This window comes from Salegentibacter salinarum, from assembly GCF_900168115.1.
GTDB classification, from domain to species: domain Bacteria; phylum Bacteroidota; class Bacteroidia; order Flavobacteriales; family Flavobacteriaceae; genus Salegentibacter; species Salegentibacter salinarum.
On the sequence record NZ_FUZC01000018.1, the window covers coordinates 1 to 21870 of the forward strand.

The 21870-nt window shown below is 37.7% G+C and carries 20 protein-coding genes and 1 tRNA gene; 9 read left to right on the plus strand and 12 right to left on the minus strand.

Annotation, left to right across the window (positions count from 1 at the left end):
• The first annotated feature begins 440 nt into the window (after positions 1–440).
• Positions 441–2027: a Ppx/GppA phosphatase family protein gene (locus B5X53_RS16275; RefSeq protein ID WP_079714291.1), complete on the plus strand. Its 1587-nt coding sequence runs from the start codon at positions 441–443 to the stop codon at positions 2025–2027.
• 16 nt (positions 2028–2043) lie between these two features.
• Here the strand turns inward: B5X53_RS16275 and B5X53_RS16280 are convergent, their stop codons facing one another.
• Together B5X53_RS16280 and B5X53_RS16285 are read right to left on the minus strand one after the other, a co-directional pair.
• The gene (locus B5X53_RS16280) at positions 2044–3414 is read right to left on the minus strand and encodes an alanine/glycine:cation symporter family protein (RefSeq protein ID WP_079714292.1); all 1371 of its coding nucleotides are present in this window, start codon (positions 3412–3414) and stop codon (positions 2044–2046) included.
• A gap of 103 nt (positions 3415–3517) precedes the next feature.
• Positions 3518–5107 carry a peptide chain release factor 3 gene (locus tag B5X53_RS16285; protein ID WP_079714293.1) on the minus strand — a complete coding sequence of 530 codons (1590 nt, stop codon included), beginning with the start codon at positions 5105–5107 and terminating at the stop codon, positions 3518–3520.
• A gap of 234 nt (positions 5108–5341) precedes the next feature.
• Between B5X53_RS16285 and B5X53_RS16290 the strand changes: the two genes are divergently transcribed.
• The 6 genes from B5X53_RS16290 to B5X53_RS16315 all read left to right on the plus strand — a co-directional run bounded on the left by B5X53_RS16290 (position 5342) and on the right by B5X53_RS16315 (position 8838).
• Positions 5342–6940 (plus strand): OmpA family protein, encoded by a 1599-nt coding sequence (locus B5X53_RS16290; RefSeq protein ID WP_079714294.1) that lies wholly within the window; start codon positions 5342–5344, stop codon positions 6938–6940.
• A gap of 95 nt (positions 6941–7035) precedes the next feature.
• A complete protein-coding gene (idi, locus tag B5X53_RS16295) occupies positions 7036–7554 on the plus strand; it encodes an isopentenyl-diphosphate Delta-isomerase (protein ID WP_079714295.1) in 519 nt (172 codons plus the stop codon).
• Positions 7551–7961, plus strand: a complete 411-nt coding sequence (locus tag B5X53_RS16300) for a 6-pyruvoyl trahydropterin synthase family protein (RefSeq protein ID WP_079714296.1) — start codon at positions 7551–7553, stop codon at positions 7959–7961. The genes idi and B5X53_RS16300 overlap by 4 nt, the downstream gene beginning before the upstream one ends.
• 23 nt (positions 7962–7984) lie before the next feature.
• Positions 7985–8428: a peroxiredoxin gene (locus tag B5X53_RS16305; protein WP_079714297.1), complete on the plus strand. Its 444-nt coding sequence runs from the start codon at positions 7985–7987 to the stop codon at positions 8426–8428.
• Positions 8429–8491: 63 nt separating this feature from the next.
• On the plus strand, positions 8492–8755 hold the full coding sequence (locus tag B5X53_RS16310) for a hypothetical protein (RefSeq protein ID WP_079714298.1): 264 nt from the start codon (positions 8492–8494) through the stop codon (positions 8753–8755).
• Positions 8756–8764: 9 nt separating this feature from the next.
• A tRNA-Thr gene (locus tag B5X53_RS16315) sits at positions 8765–8838 on the plus strand.
• A 155-nt stretch (positions 8839–8993) separates the two neighbouring features.
• On the opposite strand, the gene mqo is transcribed toward B5X53_RS16315, so the two are convergent.
• The 8 genes from mqo to B5X53_RS16355 form a co-directional block, all read right to left on the minus strand.
• The gene (gene mqo / locus B5X53_RS16320; protein WP_262507304.1) at positions 8994–10529 is read right to left on the minus strand and encodes a malate dehydrogenase (quinone); all 1536 of its coding nucleotides are present in this window, start codon (positions 10527–10529) and stop codon (positions 8994–8996) included.
• A gap of 60 nt (positions 10530–10589) precedes the next feature.
• Positions 10590–11864, minus strand: a complete 1275-nt coding sequence (locus tag B5X53_RS16325; RefSeq protein WP_079714299.1) for an L-lactate MFS transporter — start codon at positions 11862–11864, stop codon at positions 10590–10592.
• Positions 11865–12031: 167 nt separating this feature from the next.
• Complete coding sequence (locus B5X53_RS16330; protein WP_079714300.1) at positions 12032–12793, minus strand: DUF4369 domain-containing protein; 762 nt, start codon at positions 12791–12793, stop codon at positions 12032–12034.
• A 129-nt stretch (positions 12794–12922) separates the two neighbouring features.
• On the minus strand, positions 12923–14188 hold the full coding sequence (locus B5X53_RS16335) for a DUF819 family protein (protein WP_079714301.1): 1266 nt from the start codon (positions 14186–14188) through the stop codon (positions 12923–12925).
• A gap of 74 nt (positions 14189–14262) precedes the next feature.
• Positions 14263–15072 carry a Cof-type HAD-IIB family hydrolase gene (locus tag B5X53_RS16340; protein WP_079714302.1) on the minus strand — a complete coding sequence of 270 codons (810 nt, stop codon included), beginning with the start codon at positions 15070–15072 and terminating at the stop codon, positions 14263–14265.
• Positions 15072–15242: a type II toxin-antitoxin system antitoxin gene (locus B5X53_RS16345; protein ID WP_079714303.1), complete on the minus strand. Its 171-nt coding sequence runs from the start codon at positions 15240–15242 to the stop codon at positions 15072–15074. The genes B5X53_RS16340 and B5X53_RS16345 overlap by 1 nt, the downstream gene beginning before the upstream one ends.
• A gap of 1 nt (position 15243) precedes the next feature.
• Complete coding sequence (locus B5X53_RS16350; RefSeq protein WP_079714304.1) at positions 15244–16194, minus strand: alpha/beta hydrolase family protein; 951 nt, start codon at positions 16192–16194, stop codon at positions 15244–15246.
• Between the two features lie 10 nt (positions 16195–16204).
• A complete protein-coding gene (locus B5X53_RS16355; protein WP_079714305.1) occupies positions 16205–17065 on the minus strand; it encodes an SPFH domain-containing protein in 861 nt (286 codons plus the stop codon).
• Between the two features lie 160 nt (positions 17066–17225).
• On the opposite strand from B5X53_RS16355, the gene B5X53_RS16360 reads away from it, so the two are divergent.
• The gene (locus B5X53_RS16360; protein ID WP_079714306.1) at positions 17226–18008 is read left to right on the plus strand and encodes a S1/P1 nuclease; all 783 of its coding nucleotides are present in this window, start codon (positions 17226–17228) and stop codon (positions 18006–18008) included.
• 56 nt (positions 18009–18064) lie between these two features.
• On the opposite strand, the gene B5X53_RS16365 is transcribed toward B5X53_RS16360, so the two are convergent.
• Positions 18065–18649, minus strand: coding sequence for an alpha-ketoglutarate-dependent dioxygenase AlkB family protein (locus B5X53_RS16365; protein WP_079714307.1), 585 nt, complete (start codon positions 18647–18649; stop codon positions 18065–18067).
• Between the two features lie 2 nt (positions 18650–18651).
• The gene (locus B5X53_RS16370; RefSeq protein ID WP_079714308.1) at positions 18652–19011 is read right to left on the minus strand and encodes a DoxX family protein; all 360 of its coding nucleotides are present in this window, start codon (positions 19009–19011) and stop codon (positions 18652–18654) included.
• A gap of 593 nt (positions 19012–19604) precedes the next feature.
• Between B5X53_RS16370 and B5X53_RS16375 the strand changes: the two genes are divergently transcribed.
• Positions 19605–21818, plus strand: coding sequence for a tetratricopeptide repeat-containing hybrid sensor histidine kinase/response regulator (locus tag B5X53_RS16375; RefSeq protein ID WP_232764094.1), 2214 nt, complete (start codon positions 19605–19607; stop codon positions 21816–21818).
• Positions 21819–21870 lie beyond the last annotated feature (52 nt).

A 21870-nucleotide genomic window follows, 5' to 3' on the forward strand; every position in this document is an offset into this window, starting at 1 on the left:
AAAGCCTGCTGAGAAACATAGATCGCTGGTACCGTCGACGTCTAAGGATGTGTATCTGGAAACAATGGAAACGCATCCGCACGAAAGGAAAGATGCTTATCAAGCTTGGCCTGAACAAGTGGAAAGCGTGGGAATATGCCAACACGAGGAAAAGCTACTGGCATACAGCTAACAGCTTTATCCTCAAAAGGACTATTACCATCCACAGACTGAGACAGGCTGGTTACACTTCTCTTCTGGACTATTACCTTAAAGTTAGAACGTAAATTAGGGAACCGCCCAGTACGGAACCGTATGCTGGGTGGTGTGGGAGGACAGGTAGGGAAATAATCCTTACCTTTCTACCCGATACCTAAAGTAACCGAAAAGATTTTATAAAATATTACCTAACTTAGAAGTATAGCAACCTGAAAAGATTCTCCAGCTTAAAATAACCTGAAATGGCAAAAAATACTTCAAACTCCAAACCCAAAAAGCGCATCGCGGCAATAGACCTTGGTACCAATTCCTTTCACGCCGTATTGGTAGATATTTATCCCGATGGCAGTTTCCGTACCGTGAATAAATTAAAAGAGATGGTTATCCTCGCTGAGAAAGGTCTGGAAGATAAATTAAGCCGTGATGCTATGGACCGCGGCCTGGAAGCACTTAAACGGATAAAATTTTTATGCGACAGTCATAAAGTGGAAAATATTCTCGCTTTCGCCACCAGTGCAATACGGGAGGCTAAAAATGGGGGCGATTTCATTAAAGAAGTGGGAGAAAATGTAGGGATAAGAGTACGGGCTATTTCAGGAAAAATGGAAGCCGAAATGATTGGTTTGGCCATAAGACACAGTATTGTTTTAGGAGAAGAAATGGTACTTATGGCCGATATTGGTGGCGGTAGTGTTGAATTTATCATTGGTAACGAAAAAGAATTTATCTACTATAATAGTTTGAAGTTGGGGGTTGCGAGAATGGCAGCCGCGTTTGTGGATTCAGATCCTATTGAGGAAAAAGATATAAAAAAGTTACAAAAGCATTTTGCCAAAGAGCTTGCTGAAGTATTGAAACTAGCCAAAAAGCATAAAGTAAAGACTATTATTGGTTCTTCGGGTACTATGGAGAATATTGGCGAAATGGTAGCCAATAGAAATTCTATTACTGCTAAAAGAAGCCTCAACGAATTAGAATTGAATGCAGACGATTTTAAAGATTTATATAAGGACTTTATTAAGCTGAATAAAAAAGATCGTCTTAAAGAAAAAGGGCTGGAAGAAAAGAGGGTTGATATTATAAACCCGGGAATGGTATTACTAAAATTTTTAATAGATAAATTTAAGATTGAAAACATTAAAATTTCTGAAGGCGCGCTTCGGGAAGGTATGATCCTTAATTATATCAATAATCAAAAGGAGCAACTCAACCTGGATCTTGTGGCAAATTTTAAAGACCCACGTCGTAGAAGTATTTATGAGTTGCTAAGAAAATGCAACTGGCCGGAGAAGCATTCCCGGCACGTTTCAAACTTTGCGTTGCAGCTTTTTGACGAATTCAAGGAAGAATTAAAACTAAAAGAATCAGACAGGGAATTGCTGGAATATGCCAGTTTAATGCACGATATTGGTTATTATATTTCTTATAGAAAGCACCATAAACACGCCTTGTACCTTATTCGGTATTCAGATTTACTGGGTTTCAAAGAAGATGAGATAAACATTATGGCAAATGTAGCCAGGTATCATAGAAAGTCCACACCTCATAAACGCCATGAGCCTTACAAACAGTTGAATAAAAAATCACGAAAGAGAGTGAAGAAACTTTCTGCACTATTAAGGGTTGCCGATGGTTTGGACAGGAGTCATTATCAAAATGTAGAAAAACTGGAAATCAATAATAAGAAGAACAAAATTCAACTAATTATCACTACGCATAGTGATCCCGAACTCGAAATATGGGGAACTTTAAGAAAGGGTGATTTGTTAGAAAAATTAACAGATAAGAAACTTGAAGTTTTTCACGTTGTTGAAAATGAGAAGAAGTAGATTCAGCTAATTGAAATTAATCTTTATATTTCTTGAAATAAATCCTTGCTGCTTTCATCACTCGTGGTGCAAGAATTAAAGTAGAGATCATCGTTGGGATCGCCATTAATGCGAAAAAGCCATCAATTAGGTTAATCATCATACTCAGAGAAGTTGTGGCCCCTAAAAGAATGCTGATAATATAAAAATAATTGTAATAATGCTTGTTTTCCGCCCCGGCCAGGTAAGAGAGACATTTTGTTCCGTAGTAAGAAAATGAGAACAAAGAGGAAATACTAAATGCCGCAATACAAAGTAACAAAAGATAATCCCCAACATAGGGAATAGAATCTTCAAAAGCGGCTGCGGTTAAACTCACACCGTTTACATCTGAAGTTTGCCAAATACCAGTTACCAGGATACAAAGTGCAGTTAGGGTACAGACCACAAGGGTGTCAATCGCAGGACCCAACATCGCCACTAGTCCTTCCCGAACAGGTTCTGATGTTTTACTCGCTCCGTGAGCCATTGTCGCTGTCCCTATGCCCGCTTCATTAGAAAAAGCACCTCTTCGTACGCCTAGGATAATTAGTCCGCCCAGTACGCCGCCAAGCATGGGTTCACCTTTATAATTTTCCGCAGCAAAAGCATCGGTGAAAATCGTTGAAAAGTAATAAGGAACAACATCGTAATTGACGATCAAAATAATAATTACCGAAACAAAATAAAGGGCTACCATAGCCGGTACCAACTTGGAAACAGTTTTGCTAATCCGCTGTAATCCTCCAAGAATCACTACGGAAGTAAGGATAACAAGGATAATCCCGATAATAAGGTTTGTGCCAAAACCGGTAGGAATATTATTCGGCTCTAAAAGTATAAAATTAATAGCCTGTGTAAGTTGATTTACATTGAAAACCGGTAAGGCTCCAATAAGCCCGGCTACACTAAAAAAAATGGCCATAAACTTCCATTTTTTACCAAGTCCTTCTTCAATAAAATACATTACTCCACCCTGGATATTTCCCTGGGTATCTATGCCACGGTACATTACCGCAAGCGTATTGGTGAAAAATTTAGTAGCCATTCCAACCACCGCGCTTACCCAAAGCCAGAAAATCGCCCCGGGACCACCTAAAGCGATAGCCACTGCCACTCCCGCAATATTTCCCATTCCCACGGTGGAGGAGAGGGCGGTAGAGAGGGACTGAAAATGGTTTATTTCCCCCGGATCGTTGGGGTTATTATATTTTCCGCGCAAAAGGTCTAATGAATGCCCTAAGTATCGAAATGGAAGAAAATTAGATAAAATAAGCAGATAAAGTCCGCCACCAATTAATAAAATTACCAAGGGAAGTCCCCAAACCGCCGAGGCGAACTGGGAAACAAATTCATCTAATTGATTCATAAAACCTTAATTATGCTGAAAATATATGAAATTAAGTCCTATTAAACACAGCGTGCTAATAGGTTTCTTTTAAACTAAGCATTACTGGTTTAAAATCAGAAACTTAAAATTCTGAAGTAAAGTGGAATTTAATTGAACGATATTTATCCTGCGTCATTTGCAACGAGAATTGGGAATCTGCTAAAAATACCAATTGTCCCTTTTTATCTTTGGCCAGGAATTTAGCTTTTAAACGCTTAAAATCTTTAAATTCCTCGCTTTTTTCATCTTCAGCCTCTACCCAGGTGGCTTTGTAAACGTTTAGGTTTTCGTAGGTACATTTTGCGCCATATTCGTGCTCCAACCTGTACTGAATAACTTCAAACTGAAGTGCTCCCACCGTTCCAATAATTTTTCTTCCGTTTAGCTCTAAAGTGAAGAGCTGTGCCACCCCTTCATCCATCAACTGGTCAACTCCTTTGGCGAGTTGTTTCGATTTCATTGGGTCGGCGTTGTTGATATATCTAAAATGTTCCGGGGAAAAACTTGGAATTCCGCGGTAGTTTAAATTTTCACCTTCGGTAAGGGTGTCTCCAATTTTAAAATTCCCGGTATCGTGAAGTCCTACAATATCACCAGGATATGAAACATCTACAATTTCTTTCTTTTCGGCAAAAAAAGCATTCGGACTCGAGAATTTCAGGTTTTTATTATGCCTTACGTGCAGATAAGCCTTGTTTCGCTCAAATTTTCCCGAAACGATTTTAATAAATGCCAGCCTGTCGCGGTGTTTAGGATCCATATTGGCATGAATCTTAAAAACAAATCCGGTAAATTTATCTTCATCGGGTTTTACCAGTCGTTCTTCACTTTGTTTTGGTCTTGGGGTAGGAGCGATATTTATAAAACAATCCAATAGTTCCCGCACTCCAAAATTATTTAATGCCGAACCAAAAAATACGGGTTGTAATCTTCCTTCAAGATAAGCTTCTTCGTCAAACTCAGGATAAACACCCTGGGCAAGTTCCAGTTCTTCTCTTAGGTTATCGGCGGCTTTGCTTCCAATAAGTTCATCTAATTCATTAGAAGTTAAATCGGAAATTTCAATAGTATCTTCAATATCTTTTTTAGGATCGCCGGTAAACAGGTTTACATTCTTCTCCCAAATATTATAAATTCCTTTAAAATCGTAACCCATTCCGATGGGATAGCTTAAAGGGGTCACGGTAAGGTTTAGTTTTTGTTCAATTTCATCAAGTAATTCAAAAGCGTCTTTACCTTCCCGGTCCATTTTATTGATAAAAACGATCATCGGGATATTTCGCATTCTACAAACCTCTACCAGTTTTTCGGTTTGCTCCTCCACACCTTTAGCAACATCTATTACCACGATCACGCTATCTACCGCCGTTAAAGTTCTAAAAGTATCTTCAGCAAAATCCTTGTGCCCCGGCGTATCCAGGATATTTATCTTAATATCTTTATATTCAAAAGCTAAAACCGAAGTCGCAACCGAAATTCCCCTTTGGCGTTCAATTTCCATAAAGTCACTGGTCGCGCCTTTTTTAATCTTGTTAGATTTTACCGCCCCGGCTTCCTGAATAGCACCACCAAAAAGCAGTAATTTTTCGGTAAGCGTTGTTTTACCGGCATCGGGGTGAGAAATAATCCCAAAAGTTCTTCTTCGTTTTAGTTCTTTCTGAAAACTTTTCATCTATAAAAATATTAACGGGGTCTTAGTTTGTTTCAGTTGCTACGATACAAAAGCCCTCTTGGTAAATGGATATACGCAAGCTTGTATGCCTGGTAATTTAGAGCTGCAAAAGTACTATTATTTTGAGGAAATTTAAGGATAATTTATTTGCTCCTTTAGCGTAGGGTCTGCAGGATTTCAGTAAAAATCTGTTAAAAACTTACCGCTTTAAAAACATTCAGTAATTTTACAATTATGGGGCAGTATTTTAGAAGATCAATAGTTATTTTGAGTTTCCTATTTACCGGTTACAACTGCTTTGGCCAGCGAAACGAACAGGTGATAGCACCCGGCGCTTATGTAATAAATATGGGCTCAAATCCTCAGACCGCAGAAAATTCTTTACAGGTTTACGGCTTGATCTATAATTTACTGAAAAATGAAAGAATTGAAGTAAAATGGATTATTAATCCGCGGAAAGAAAAAGACGGGACCGATTTTACTTATAAGGATATTGATTTTAAAGGAAGTGCCTTTGTTATTCCGGTTTCTTATATCACAGAGGATATTAAAAATTTAATTTTAGCCTGGGAAGAGAAAGGAATTGTAGGTCTTTTTTTAGAAGAAGCTATTGATGTTCCGGTTTTCACTAGCTTATCGGTGGCACCCCGATGGACCTTAGATAGGGAAAATGGTTATATAGCCTTACCATTTTTTAAAGCAGCTGCAATTCCTGAAGAAGCTTATGGAGGCAATACCAGTAAAAACTGGAAGGCTCCGGAAGACCTTGGAGTTTGCGACGATATTTTTGTAATGCCTCACGCCGATCCTTCTTTTTCAACCCATAAAAATCTTTATAAGTGGAATAATAAATATAAAGGTGCCATTTGGGCCGGTTGTCATGCCGTGAGTAAACTTGAAAACCTGTCGGGAAATATTAAACTTCAGGATGAGGATAGTACAGCGTTTATTCAATTAAATTTTTTGAGTTCAGGTTTTCCCGGGGCGCAAAGTGCAGGTTTAATTCATTATAAAGATCATCGGCACGGAACGCCGCCTTATCTAAATTTATTACCGGCCGACCCTGTTGCGCAATATATCGGCAGGCCAGATGAAGCTCATTTAAACGGATCTGAAAGAATTTTTCTTCCGAAGAAGATAAACAGATGGCGAAGAGAAACAAACAAAATTGTAATAGATGAAGATGCACCGGATATTCCAGAGATTGCTGAAGATACCGCGGTAGTTACGGCCTATGGCCACGCTTTTGGGAATCCTGAAAATGGCCTGGTAATGTACCAGGCAGGGCATAGTATTTATGGGAAGAAACCTTCAAATATCGCAGCATTACGTCCTTTCTTTAACTGGAGTTTTTATGCTGCAGAGATTAAACGAAGAAAAAATGTGCTGGAATTTGGAAACCTGGAAGGTCGGCCTGTTCTTGATGCTAAAGTGGGAGATGACCTTGCAGGAATTTTGCGCCTGAAACCTATTCATTTTGATTTGGATAAAGCTGAAATTAGAAAAAACGATAAACCGGCCCTGGATAGTATTGTCACTTTTATGAAAACCCACCCCGAATTATTGCTGGATATTAGGTCGCATACTGATAGCCGGGCAAATGACACCTACAATTTGCAACTTTCAGAAAGAAGAGTCGAGGCCACAATTAAGTATTTAACGGAAAGTGGAATTTCTGAAGGCCGAATTACCGGAAGAGGATATGGAGAAACAGAGCTCTTAAATAATTGCGGGAATTACAGTATATGTACTGAAGCCGGGCACGAAGAAAACAGGCGTTCAGAATTTATTCTGGCAATAGATTGTGATATTTATGCAAAAAATGAATTTTAAAGGTTTTTCTTCCTAAATAATCCAACATAATTTTAGGAAATGTAGACTTGTAAAACCCCCTCTTCATTTCGTACATTTGGCACTCAAAGAAAAAAATGGGAACAGATAAAGTAATATTGGTAAACGAAAAAGACGAGCAAATTGGCGTGATGGAGAAGATAGAAGCTCACGAAAAAGCTTTACTCCATCGTGCGTTTTCAGTCTTTGTTTTTAATGATAAGGGCGAGTTAATGATTCAACAGCGCGCACACGCTAAATATCATTCTCCGGGCTTGTGGACCAACACGTGCTGCAGTCACCAAAGGGAAGGGGAGAGTAATGTTGCTGCGGGAAAAAGAAGACTACAGGAAGAAATGGGCTTTAGCACAGATTTAAAGGAAATTATGTCTTTTATTTATAAGGCACCTTTTGATAACGGACTTACAGAGCACGAATTTGATTATATTATGATTGGGAATTATGAAGATGACCCCAATCCCAATCCAGATGAAGTGGCTAATTGGAAATGGATGAGCCTGGATGCGATAAAATCTGATATGGAAGTAAACCCGGGTGTTTATACCGAATGGTTCAAGATTATTTTTGATAAATATTATTCAAGTATTCAAAAATGAGATTAAGCGTACACAGAAAAGCTCATTTTAATGCTGCGCACCGGTTGTATCGCAAAGACTGGAGTGATGAGAAGAACCTGCAGGTTTTTGGGAAATGCAGTAACCCGCACTATCACGGGCACAATTATGATCTAATTGTAAAGGTTACCGGTGAAATAGACCCGGAAACAGGTTTTGTCATGGACCTAAAGCGACTCAAAGATCTTATTTATGAAGAAGTTGAAGTTCCTTTTGACCATAAGAACTTAAATGAAGAGGTGCCACCTTTTAACGAACTCAATCCTACGGCTGAAAATATTGCGGTAGTAATTTGGAATAAAATAAGGGAGAAATTAAAACCTGAGCTTGATTTGGAGATCACTCTGTACGAAACACCAAGAAATTACGTAACCTATAAAGGAGAATAGATGGCACTTACAATTGGCGATAAATTACCAAGGTTAACAGGTTAACCTTGAAAGATCAGGATGGTGAAAACTACCATTTTTCCCGGGTAGAAGATAAAGCTTTGGTCATCTTTTTCTACCCAAAAGATTTTACTCCCGGTTGTACAAAGGAAGCCTGTAGTTTTAGAGATCATTATGAAGAATTTCAGGATTTGGGAGCTGAGGTTATAGGCATAAGTACCGATAATGAGAACTCTCACAAAAAATTTGCCACTAAACACCAACTTCCGTTTGTGCTGCTTTCAGATAAAGAAAAGCGTGCCCGTAAAGCTTTTGGCGTTAAACCTGGCTTAATGGGTTTACTTCCCGGGAGGGAAACTTTTATTTTTGATAAGAATAAAAAATTGATTCACAGGTTCAATAGTATGGGAGCTTCCCAGCATATTCCCGAAGCGCTTAATTCCCTTAAGAAAATTCAGGAAAAATAATTTTAGTCTTGCTGTAATTTGTATTGAAAAATAGTCTAAATTCGCAGCCGAAATTTAAGTGATATGGCAAGTAAGAGATTATTAAAAAGAGATGTGAATTACGTAATGGGAGACATTATTGATGCCGCATACATACATCAAATGGCTAACCCTGACGACGCATCTAAAACTGAAGCGATTGTTGACGAAGCCATTGCAGATTTTGATGAATTAATCACCAAGATCAACCAAAAAGATGTAGAGAATAAAAAGCAACATTTTAAAGCAGTATCAAAAGAGCTGGAAGCAAAAGCTGAAGCCTTAATTGCGAAAATAAACGCTTTATAAATAGTAGTTGCCGATGTAGCTCAGCTGGCTAGAGCAGCTGATTTGTAATCAGCAGGTCGTGGGTTCGAGTCCCTCCATCGGCTCTAAAAAAACCTCTCATTTTTGAGAGGTTTTTTTTATGGGTTTATTTGAGGACGATAAGCCTGTCCTGAGTCCGTTTATTGAGATTCTTATATGTTGAGGTTGTCAAAAAGTTTGATTCTGAAATAAATTCAAAATGACGATTTTTTAGAGTATTCTAATGCAACACATCCAGTTCAAGTTTTTCAGAAGAATTTGCCTGCACTTCTTTAAATTCAGGAATATTTTCTTCAATTTTTTTATCCCAGAGAGGAATCATTTTTGAAAGCTTTTCCTGCCATTCCTTAGATTTAATTCTCCCGGGGAAGGCAATATTAATTACTTTAAGCATAATAGAAACCGCTACTGAAGCTCCCGGCGAGGCACCGAGTAGAGCGGTAATGGTTCCATCTTTGCTGTGAACTACATCGGTTCCAAATTCCAGAATTCCGCCCTGTTCTTCATCCTTTTTAATGATTTGCACCCGTTTTCCGGCAACTTTTAATTCCCAGTCTTCCGGCCTGGCATCTTTTATAAAAACCCTTAGATCTTCCATCCGGTCAGAATGATCCATAGTGACCTGCTTCATCAGGTATTTGGTAAGCGGCAAATTGTGCCAAAAAACTCCCCACATAGAAGGAATATTCTCTTTATTTATACTTTTAGGCAGATCCATTTTTGAACCTTCTTTTAGAAATTTAGTAGTAAATCCTGCAAAGGGACCAAAAAGCAATTCTTTTTTTCCGTTTATATACCTCGTGTCCAGATGAGGAGTAGACATAGGAGGAGCATCAGGTCCTGCTTTACTGTAGACCTTAGCCCAATGTTGCTCTATAATTTCCCGGTTTTTGCAAACCAACCATTGGCCATCTACAGGAAATCCGCCATAGCCGTCTTTTTCTTCTATTTCTACTTTTTGAAGTAAAGGCAATGCGCCGCCACCGGCTCCTATAAAAACATGTTCGGCATCATAATAGGTAACTTTTCCCGAATCTAAATTTTGAGCTTCAACCGTCCATTCCAGGGTTTCATCAGGGTCTACATCTAAAACATCGGTATTTCTTAAAACGGGAACATCAAATTGTTCTTCCAGAACTTTAAAATATTGTTGCGTGAGTTCTTCAAAATTTACTTCGGTGCCAATTTCCATTCGCGTTGCAGCCATTTTCTCATTCTCACGGCCTTGCGCAATTAAGGGGATCCACTCTTTTAATTTATTTGGATTTTCAGAAAATTTCATCTCCTCAAACAATGAAGTTTGGGAAAGAGCTTCAAAGCGTTTCTTTAGAAATTGAATATTATCTTCTCCCTGTACCCAGCTGTGATGAGGTACTGAATGAATAAAATTTTGAGGGTCTTTTATAAGTTTTTGGCCTACCAGGTAGGCCCAAAATTGTTTACTGGTTTCAAACTGACTAAAAATTTCTATTGCTTTACTAATATCTATACTTCCATCAGAATTTTCAGGGGTATAGTTGAGTTCGCAAAGTGCCGAATGCCCGGTACCGGCATTATTCCAGGCGCCGGAACTTTCTTTAGAAACTTCTCTCAGCTTTTCAAAAATAATTATTTTGATTTCAGGATCTATTAACTTCAGCATTAATGCGAGAGTAGCGCTCATAATGCCACCACCCACGCAAATTAGATCGTAGTTATTTTCTTTGAGTACTTTTTGATTCATAGCCTGGTTTTTCTCAAACTTAGAAAAATACAAAGCCAATCTTACCCAAAAAAATATTAAAGCTCTGGAGATTTAATTAATCTGTAGCTATTTTTAGTCTGATGCTGAGGTTTTATATTCGAATTCTTTATGCTCGGTTCTTACTTTTTTTACACTCCTGTTTAGTAATAAACTAATAATTAATGCCACAATAATTAAAGCAGTAAAAACGTAGAAAACCGGGATATAACTTCCGGTTCGGGTATAAATTTGTGAAACAAGGGTTGGGCCAATAAGTCCGCCCAGTGACCAGGTAGTTAATAAATAGCCGTGAATTGCACCCAGTTCTTTAGTTCCGAAGAGATCACCTATAAAAGCCGGAAGATTTGAAAATCCGCCGCCGTAACAACTTACTACAAGAAAAATAAATATTTGGAAAATAATAGCACTTGTAATAATTGGCAGACTGATAAAAGCAACAAGCTGAATTATAAAGAAAATAATAAAAACTTTTGGGCGTGAAATATAATCTGAAGCGGCAGCCCAGCCTAATCTTCCACCGCCATTAAATATTCCCATGATGCCTACCATAGTAGCTGCGGCACCGGCCGATAGACCAACGATATTTTGAGCCATGGGCGAAGCTACAGAAATCATCATAATACCTGCGCTGGTATTTATAAGCATCATCGTCCAGAGCATCCAGAAATGTTTGGTTTTAACGGCTTCACCAGATGTTGCCTGGGTTAGGTCTTTTTTTATTTTTTTGGTGCCTGCTTTTACCGCTGCTTCCATTCCTGCCGGCATCCAGTTTTTTGGAGGTGGTGCGATATAGGAAGCGCCAATCATCATTAAGACGAAATAAGAAGCTCCTAAAATGTAAAAAGTAGTGCTAATGCCAATAGATTCTATTAAACTCGCCGCAACTGGGGCAGTAACTAAAGCTCCTGTACCGAATCCCAAGACAGCCATTCCAGTTGCTAAACCTCTTTTGTCTGGAAACCATTTTACTAAGGTGGAAACCGGGGCTATATAACCAATTCCCAGGCCGAGTCCGCTTAATAAACCGTAGGAAAGGAGGAATCCTGTTAACGAATCCATTGAAATTGCGAATCCCGAACCGGCCTGGCCTAAACCAAATAAAACTGCAGCTAGCATAGCCGATTTCTTTGGGCCGCTTCGCTCTACAAATTTTCCGAATAGGGCAGCAGAACCTCCCCCCAAAACCATCATTATTGTAAATGCGGTGGTAACCGAAGCCATAGACCACCCCTTAGTTTCTACAAGAGGTTGCGTATAAACGCTATATGCGTAAGCAGCGCCTATTGAAATATGAATAAAAACTGCCGAAGCGGCAATAAGCCATCGGTTTTTGTTTGGAGCACTCATTTTAAAGAATTTTGTAAGGTTATTTTAATATTAAACTGAATACGACAACAAGTATAAGTTTTTATTGCGGAAATATAAATGAATTACCTGCAGTATTATGAAGGAGATAATAAAAAAGCCCGAAATTTATATTTCGGGCTTTAAGATTGTTTGGTGAGGAGGCTGGGTTAACTTATATCTTCAGCATTTTCTTCAGTTTCTACAGGCTTAACGTTGTCGCTTGCTTCTTCTTCATCCCGTCTTTCTTTCAGAAAATCTTTCAATTCTTTTCCGTACATGGATTTTTTTACCTTCGGCTCTAAAGATTTATAAATAGTATCTAAATATTTGATGTTAGCATCAAAAACTTCAGAAAGAGCTAGATAAGGAGCTACTTCCAGGTCTTTATTATTAATTGCGAAATTAACAGTATAGAGATATTTTCGTTTGAGTAAACTTTCATATTGCTTATTCACATCAATCAACTGTTCTTCGTTTTCATCTCGTTGAGCTTCAAAATTCATCTGAATAAGTTCCAGATTTTTATCGTTGAAGCGTTGCATCATTGTTCGATATTCTTCTAATTTTTCCTGATTCTTTGCCCCGGTTATTTCAGCATCGGTAACAAAATTCTCTAAAGTAGTATTGATAGTTACTTCTCCTTCCTCGGCAAAAAAGTCTATACGGTCGTCGTATTGGGAATTATCAACTTTTTTAAGATAAAGGTACAATACCTGCGGGCTTTCAATAAAAGCTTCCAGGCTAATATTGGCATCGCCATTAACCACAACGGAGTCCATATCTACCATAAGGGTATCATCTATCTTTTGAAGATAAACGGTTCCTTTTTTTAATCCGTCAATACTGGCATTTACTATTAAGTTGCTTTCTTTATTGTTACACGAAGTAAGGGCGATAATAGCCAGGAAAAGAATGCTTAATTTTTTCATGTGTTTTATAATTTTCTCTAGTAGTGGGAATTTATCACAAGCTTATAATTCTTCCTGCGTACTCCCATTTTTCGTATCCAGCAACGCGCTGATTTAGGCGGCAAATATCTTATAATTTTCTATTTTAAACTAACTCCCGGCGGCGATTTGCATTAAAATAGTTGTAAGAATTGCGCCGTAGGTTCCAACTACATATCCAAAGACTGCAAGTAAAACTCCAACTGTTGCCAGGGAAGGATGAAATGCCGCAGCTACCACAGGGGCCGAAGCCGCACCGCCAACATTGGCCTGACTTCCCACGGCGAGGAAAAAGTAAGGAGCTTTAATAAGTTTTGCTGTGCCAAACAGAAAAATAACATGAATAGACATCCATATAAGTCCGATGCCAATAAGCCCCGGGTTATCGAAAACCATCCCAAGGTCCATTTTCATTCCTATGGTGGCCACTAGGATATAAATGAAAATACTACCCAATTTACTGGCTCCCGCTCCTTCGTAGGTTTTAAACCTGGTAAATGAAAGACCTATTCCAATAGCAGTAGCAATGGTAATCATCCAGAAAAAAGAAGATGAAAAGGAGGAAAGTGCACTTTTACTGTCATTAAAAACTTCAAAATTAGATGAAAGATATACCGAAATTTCATCGGCTCCCCAATGTGCAATTCCCACGGTTACAAAAGCCAAGGCCAGCATGATCATATAATCGGGTAGATGGGGATTTCTTGTAACACTTTCAGCGTAATTGGAAACCTTATTTTTAAGTTCAGTAATTGCTGAATTATCGGCTTTTAGCCATTTATCAATTTTTTCGGTTTTACCAATTCCCATTAAAAGCCCGGCCATTAGCAGGTTAGCGACTACAATGTCTACCAATACCATTCCGCCGTAAAGCTCGGGGTTGTATTCGTATATTTCCAGCATTGCAGCCTGGTTTGCTCCGCCACCAATCCAACTGCCGGCAATGGTAGAGAGACCACGCCAAATTGCATCAGGGCCTACGCCACCAACGGTTTCGGGAGAAATGGCTGACACAATAATTAAAGCTAAAGGCCCGCCTACAATAATTCCTACAGTACCCGCGAAAAACATAATGAGCGCTTTAGGACCAAGATTAAATATGGCTTTAAGATCTATACTTAAGGTCATCAGCACCAGAGCAGCGGGTAATAAAAACCTGCTGGCTACAAAATAAAGTTGGGAAGTACCATCATCTATTAATCCCAGGGAATTAAAGATCGCGGGGATTAAATAGCACATTAAGAGGGCCGGTACAATGCCATAGAATTTTTTCCAGAAACCACCTTCTTTAGAAGAGGTATAAAACACAAAACCCAAAGCGAGCATTAAAAGCCCGAAGACTATAGCGTCATTGGTGAAAACAGGAGTATCTTCCATAGAAAAATGTTATAAGCGGCGCCAAAATACAATTTTTATTAAACTCTTCTTAAAGAATCGGGGGAATCCTATTGTTAGATTTTGAACAATTCTTTTAGGCTATTGGCTACGCCGTCTTCCTTTCCACTTTCGGTTACAATATTGGCAACTTCCAGAACCTCTTTTCTTGCATTCCTAACAGCAACGCCCATTCCTACTCCTTTTATCATTTCTACGTCATTGTAATTATCTCCAAAAGCAATGCTTTGCTCGGGAGTTAAATTGAAATGATTTTTCAATAATAATTTAATCGCGGTGAGTTTTGAAATCTCTTTGTTGGCAATTTCCAGATAAGTCGGTTTCGAACGGTATAAATGAAGTTGTCCAGGGAAATTCTCTGATAAGTAATCTTTAATTTTATCAATATGAGCTTCGTCTCCCATTGCCATAATTTTGTGAGCACCTTTATTATCCTTCTTCCAATCTGAAATTACTTCCCGATTAGATCTAAGTTCGGGTTTAACTTTGGTATTGTTTTCTTCTCTTGCGGCCCACTGGTCGTATTGCGGAACATACCACTCGTCACTATTATATAAACTTAAGTGACAGTTCATATTTTTATTGAAATCGGCAAGATTTTCAAGGGTATTTAAAGGAATTTCGGTAGAGCTTATTGCTTCTCCGTCAACCAAAATTAATCCGCCGTTATAGCAAATAATGGGTTGCTCATTTATTTCAAGATCGGCTTGTAAATGACGCATTGCGGCGGGCATTCGTGCTGAAATTAGTACGAAGGGTAATTTGTCTTTTAAATTTTTTATTGTTGAAATTGTGGTGGGAGATAATTCCCGATCGTGGTTTAGTAAAGTTCCATCTATGTCTGAGAAAACGATCTTGTATTGCATTATTCTTCTTCTTTTTTATTTTTTGGGTGGCGTTCTGCTTCTTTTAGGGCTTTATTTAGCATCCACTCGATCTGCCCATTGGTACTCCTGAATTCATCAGCAGCCCATTTTTCAATGGCTTTCAGCATCTTCTCATCGACTCTAAGGGCGAATGCTTTTTTATTACTCATTTTATTTATTTTCCAGGTTTTTAATAAAATCGGTTAAAACCGGAATTATTTCGGGATGCAAGGCTAATTCAGGATTGTTATAAGTTTGATAGTTCTTAGTCAAATCATTAGAACTCACCTCTCTAATAACATGGTTCATATCTTTCAATAAAACCAATTCGGAATTTTTGGCTGCTTTATGTAGCATTTCGGCCTGTTCTTCTTTTATCTGGACATCATTTGTTCCATTGATAATCAAAACAGGAATTTGCAGATTTGCAATTTCTTCCGAAGGATCATACTTTATCCACGAAGCTAAAAAAGCCTGGTTTTCGGGAGTAAAAAGCGAACCTAATATTTGAGGATATTTATCAGTGCTTCCGGTTTCTTTAATTTCCTTAAAGCTTTGCTTAATTTCATCTTCAGACTGCGGTAATTGTACCGAAAGTTGTGCAGCTAGAATATGGTCTATACTTTCTCCCGCGCCGGCAATTGAAATAAAAGCATCGGCATTATCTTTTGCAGCCAAAATTCCTATTAAAGAACCCTGGCTATGCCCCGCGATAATTAAATGGCTGAAGTTTCTTTTTTCTTTAAAATGAATTAAGATATTTTCAACATCCATTACGAGATCATTAAACGAAATTGAATCTAAATTTAATTCCTTTGCTTTTATGCTGCGTTTGTCAAACCTGAAACTTGCAATTCCTTCATCGGCTAGTTCATAAGCGATTTTTTTAGCAAAATCACTTTTATTATTCATCCCCGCTGGAGAATTCCCATCGCGGTTAGTAGGTCCGGAGCCCTGTATTAAAATCAACAATGGAGGATTTTCTAGACTCGATGGAATAACGATAGTTCCGTCGGTAAATTTATCCACAGCAATTTCTTCTTCGGTAAATGTCTGCTCTTGTGGAAAAGCTATAAAACTTCCGAAGAAAATTAAGAATAAGCTGAGTATTAAATTTCTCATACAGTTTCTTCTAATGATTTAAAGTTCCGGCGTTTACCACTGGCGTAGCATCTTTGTCGCTACAAAGCACTACCATTAGATTGCTTACCATAGCAGCACGTCGTTCGGCATCAAGATCTACAAGATTTTTTTCACTTAGCTGGTGCAGCGCCATTTCTACCATACCCACGGCACCCTGAACAATTTTATGACGAGCCGCCACAATTGCCGTGGCTTGCTGGCGTTTAAGCATAGCGCTGGCGATTTCATTCGCATAAGCCAGGTAACCAATTCGAGCTTCCAAAACTTCAATTCCGGCAATATGTAAGCGTTCTTCGAGCTCTTTTTCCAGGGCATCGCTAACTTCATTTACGCTGGAGCGCAGGGTGATATCTTCGTCTAAACCTTCGTCTGCAAAATTATCATAAGGATAAAGACTGGCAAGTTTTCTTACCGCGGCATCGGTTTGTACCACCACAAAATTCTCATAATTATCTACATCAAAAGAAGCTTTGTAGGTATCACGAACCCGCCAAACCAGGATGGTACTTATCATTACCGGGTTCCCCAGTTTGTCGTTCACTTTTAGGCGTTCGCTGTCAAAGTTTCTGGCACGTAAGGAAATTTTCTTTTTGGTGTAAAATGGGTTCACCCAAAAAAGGCCGTTCTTTTTTACAGTGCCCTTGTAATCTCCAAACAGTAAAAGCACCCTTGAACCATTTGGGTTTACCAGGATTAAGCCGGGAAGGATAAAAAGCGAGATAATAATTCCTAAAATAAACCACGCATTGCTTAAAATAATGAAACCGATAATGCTTCCGAAGAATAATAATAAAAATACAAACAACATAATATAGCCGTTTGAAGCATTGAGATCTTTTTCCTGAGTCATAATATTTAAAATTGGTTGATATTAAAATGATATCATAAATATATTACATTAATTTATAACATTAAAAAATTTAACATATTAAAAATATGGGCTTCGCTATATTTGCCGAAAATCTAAAGGAGATTCACTTTAACCTCCTTAAACTTTAAAATTTCAATAAATGAAAAAATTACTGCTATTTGCTTTGGTTGTTTTAATAGGGAACACCGGCTTTTCTAATGATAATGACTGGGGTAAAACCGGGCACCGTGCCACCGGGGAAATCGCTGAAAATTATTTAAATAAAAAAGCTAAAAAAGCGATAGATAAAATCTTAAACGGCCAGGGTTTAGCCTTTGTAGCCAATTATGCCGATGATATTAAAAGTGATCCCGATTTTAGACAATACGGTCCCTGGCATTATGTGAACCTGGCTGAAGGTCAAACTCAATATGATACCGAAACTGCTAACCCTAAAGGAGATCTTTACCAGGCTATTTTGAAATGTAAGGAGGTATTAAAAGATGAAAATGCCTCAAAAGAAGACAGGCAGTTTTACTTGAAAATGCTGGTTCATTTTGTGGGTGACCTTCACCAACCATTCCACGTGGGAAGAGCTTCCGATAAAGGGGGAAACGATGTGCAGGTGCGTTGGTATAATCAAGGATCTAACATTCACCGCGTTTGGGACAGCCAGATGATAGATTCTTACCAAATGAGCTATACTGAGCTTGCAGCAAATACGAAACAATTAAGCAGAGCTCAAATTAAAGCTATTGAAGACGGTGAAGTTATAGATTGGGTTTATGAGTCTGGGGCTATGGCTAACGAGCTTTACGATTCTGTTGAAACAGGGGAGAAGCTGGGTTACGAATATATGTACCATCATTTACCAACCGTGTTGGAGCAATTACAAAAAGGCGGAATTCGTCTGGCAAAAATATTAAACGAGATTTACGGATAATTTGATTTCAAACATTCAAACAAGCCATTGTGGATTAGCTTCTACAATGGTTTTTTTTATTGAATTTTTCTAAACGTTAGATTAATTCTAGGTGAAACTTTCTTTTTGGTCTTTGGGAGCTGATGCTTCCAGAAATGCTGCATACAACCTTTCATCATTATAAGGCTACCGTGTTGAAGTTCAATCTTTTCCTTCAGGTTTTTGTTGGTTTTATGTTTAAACTGAAAACTACGAACGCCACCTAAACTTATGGAAGCAATAACCGGGTTTTTGCCTAAAACCTTTTCATTATCGGCGTGCCAGCCCATACTGTCATTTCCATCGCGATAAAGATTTGCCAAACAGGTGTTAAATTCAAACCCTGAAAGTTCTTCGGTTTTTTGTTTGAGTTCTAAAATTTCAGCTGAAAAAATTTCCGGTTCTAATTGCAATCCTGAATAAGTATAAGAAATTCCTTTTTCAGCAAAAAAAGCGGTTAAACGCGGCTGCGGAATTTCCCTTCCGAAGAGTTTAATGTTTTGCTGCTGCCAGGGGATTTCCTTTAGCAATTTTCCGACTAGAAAATCGGCTTTTTCCGTATTAAGAAAATCGGGGAAATAATGCAGTTCTGCATCTGGTAGACTAAAAATTTCAGATTTCATCTTTAAAATTGTAAATAGAACCAGGCCCAGTACATAAGAAAAAATTGTAGCGGGATTCTTAAAATTAAAGCCCATTTTGGGATTCCGGCACCAGCTTTTTTTGAAGAGAGCATATAAAAATGCACGAGTAGAAAAATTACGAGCATTAAAATTATTCCGTAGATCGCCAGGGCTTTGGTTTCAGGGAAAAAGAGGAGAAACCCCAGAAATATTTCTGCCAGTCCGCTTAATAAAACCAGGGGTTTATGCGCCGGTAAATAACGCGGCATAATGCGCATATACATTTTTGGTTTTATAAAGTGAATAATTCCGGCCACGATATACATCGCGCCCATTAGATAAAGGTGCCAGGGATATTGCATAATTTAAAGATAAAAATATATTTTAATGAGGTATAAAAATTATAATAATATTGCCGGTAGAAATTAATAATCTTGTGTAATTCACTAAAATAGAGTAATTTTCGCTTCCCAATTTACAACCAAACTTAATCGATCTTGAAACATATTTACCTACTAATTTTACTGGATAATTGAGGTTAAAATGCTCAAATGCCTGGCACTAAAAACTAAAAAAGCGCTCACTATGAAGCTTTTTGGGCTTAGTCCGAGGTAGTTTATTTAGTTATATAGCTCAAAATTTGCCTTCTGTAAAAGAAAGGTTGATTTTGAATTATCTCTCCACAGTTTCTGTCTTAAAAAGTAAGGCTAATAAATCGGGAATTTTTATCGCTTTATTGATTGTAGATCTGTTTTGCAAAAGATCGATACTCAAGATTATTGGATTTATTTTAAACGAAATTTTCAAGAAACGTAGAAAATACCCTATTTGATAAAATTTTTACCGTTTTAAAAGAATAATGCAATTAAGAAAAGCAATAGTTTGTTAAACATTAAAAAAACGTTAAATTTAACATGATCTGTGTCCCATAGGTTAGAACTTAACATTAATAGTATTGAGGATAAAAAACGTTACTGTTTTACTAATTTTCCTAGTATCCAGCCTTGCTTTTTCACAGTCTAAAGAAAGTAAAAGCTCTGATAGTATTAAGGAACTCCTGGACTTATCTACAGATGCCATGTATTCTTATGAATATACTAAGGCCATCGATTACTCCCTCAATTTAATTGAGCTCGCCGAGGAAGAAAAGGATTACTACCACCTCTACCATGGTTATAACAACCTCGGAATTACCTATGATGAATTGTATGATACCATAAGGGCTAAAGAAAGTTATGAAAATGCCCTTAAGTATGCCAAGATTGTGAAAAATGATACGCTGCTTTGGTGGGCTTTCAACAACCTAGGCAATATGTATACTTCTAACAAAGAAACTATTGATCAGGGTTTTGCATATTATGATCAAGCCATAAAAGCCGCTTCTAACCTCGATGATCCAGATAGCAGGGCTACACCGCTTATAAATAAAGGATGGACACATCTTTATATGGAAGAGTACGATGAAGCCTATCCCTATCTAATAGAAGTACAAAAGCTCATAGAAGATTTTGAAGACCCCTATATTCTAAGTCAAATTGCTTCTCTTTTTGGAAATTATCATTCCGGAAAAAATAATTACGAAAAATCTAAGGAATATTATGAGAAAGCTATAGAAATTGCTGAAAAAGATTCCCTGTATTATGAGGCCGTGACCGCTTATGACGGTTATGCTGAAACGTTGTTTAAAAATGAAGAATTTGAGGAAGCTTACAATGCTTTAGATAAATACATAGAATACGATGCTGAACTTTATGAAAAGGAAAAGCTGGAGCAAATGGAAACTGCCCAGGCTCGTTTTGAGACTAAACGCTATCGCGAGAATCTTGAAATAGCGAAAAGAGAACAAAAGTATAAAGATGAAGTAATTGCCAAATCTCAGCAAAATTCTATAATCATGATTATTTCGTTAATCGTGATGTTGTTTTTTATAATTCTGCTGGTTAAAAATAACAGTACCCGGAAAAAATTAATCTCCCAACTGAAAAACAAAAACAGCGAATTAATTACAGCCAAAGATGAGGCTGAGCGTTTATCTATGCTTAAAAGCCAGTTTTTTTCCACGGTAAGTCACGAGTTACGAACTCCGCTCTATGGTGTGGTTGGGCTTACCTCGTTATTGTTGGATGATAAAAGCCTAAAGAAGCACGAAAGCGATTTAAAATCCCTGAAATTCTCAGCCGATTATCTTTTGGCGTTAATTAATGACGTGCTCCAAATGAATAAAATGGAATCTAAACAGGTTAAGCTGGAAAATGTTTCATTTAATATTAAAGAATTGATTTTAAGTATTGTGAACACATTTGAATTCACGCGCCTGCAAAATAAGAACAAAGTTCATTATAATATCGATGAAAAAATACCGGAAAATCTTATTGGAGATCCCGTAAGGCTTTCCCAAATTTTAATGAACCTGGTGGGGAACGCGGTGAAGTTTACCGAAAATGGGAATATTCATATAAATGTGGAGTTACAGACGAAAGTAGAAGATAGAGCGGTGATTTATTTTGAAGTAAAAGACGATGGAATTGGTATTCCAAAAAGTAAACAAAAATTAATTTTTGAAGAATTTTCGCAACTTAAACCTTCAAATTATAATTATCAGGGAACCGGCTTAGGTTTGCCTATTGTTAAACGCTTATTGCAATTATATGAATCTCAAATTCATTTAAAAAGTAAAGAAGGAGAAGGCTCGGTATTTTGTTTTAGCTTAAGTCTTAAAGAAGATAAATCTTCAACAAAAAAAGCCGGGTTTGCACACGAAGTTTATTTAGATAACCTAAAGGAAAAACAAAGAATCCTGATAGTAGACGATAATAGGATTAACCAGGTGGTAACACGAAGAATCTTGGAAAAACAAAACTTTGAATGCGTGGTTGTCGGCAATGGGGTGGAAGCCATTGAAAGAGTTACCGCTGAAAATTTTGACCTTATTTTAATGGATCTAAATATGCCGGGGATTAATGGTATGGAGACCACCAAACGCATAAGAGAAATCAGTAAAAATGTCCCAGTTGTTGCTCTAACGGCTGTAGAAATTGAAGAAGTAAGAAATGAAATTTATGCGGCAGGAATGAACGATATTATTGTAAAACCTTATGATGTAGAACGTTTTTACCAAACCATAAAACGCAATCTAAGTTCAAATTTAGAGACAAGCTCTAAAGATTAAAGGAAGCTGGTTAATTCCTTCATATTTCAGTTCAAAAAATTATAAAATAAAA